This window comes from Paenibacillus sp. P4_E11 (genome assembly GCF_056401635.1).
The window spans coordinates 1-503 of sequence record NZ_JBFUIX010000748.1 but is presented as its reverse complement, the minus strand read 5'-3'; the positions used below and the strand labels follow the sequence as shown (position 1 = coordinate 503).

General features: G+C 51.3%; 1 pseudogene. It reads right to left on the bottom strand.

The features are described from left to right. Window positions 1-105: 105 nt before the first annotated feature. Window positions 106-503: pseudogene (locus AC1DWB_RS37265) on the bottom strand (hypothetical protein); the annotation flags it as partial.

Below are 503 nucleotides of genomic sequence, written 5' to 3'. Positions count from 1 at the left end.
GAAAGTGAGTGGCTGAGTAACACGGAAACGGACGTAGGATGCCCACAACGTGTCCTAGCGCGTCTGTGGCGACGTGTTGATTACCTACTGCAACCCAGCTTTGTATCATGCGATCTCCTCCATGTGTACCAGAATGTACGGTTTCTTGCTGATCCCGCCTTGGCGTACTCTAAACTCTCGGATGTGATCGAAGTTATCTCTCGCTAGGATCCCGGCTCCCACTAAGCCATCGTTGATGAACTTGGCGCAGCAAGCGTAGTTGTCGGGGTCATGCTCGACCTTGGTCCCGAAGAAGAATTCATAAGTCATGTCAATGCGCGTCATAGGCTTGAGCTTTTGTTCCTTCACCAAGTATCCTACCGCTCGTTCCCATGATCGCTTCTCGTTGTTCAACTCCTGGTAGTGCATGTTGCGGTACTTGGTTAGGCTTGGCGGCATTCCGTCCACTTTCAGGATTTGTTTCACTCTCTCGCCCCCTCTGCGGATATACGCTTGATTTCTTC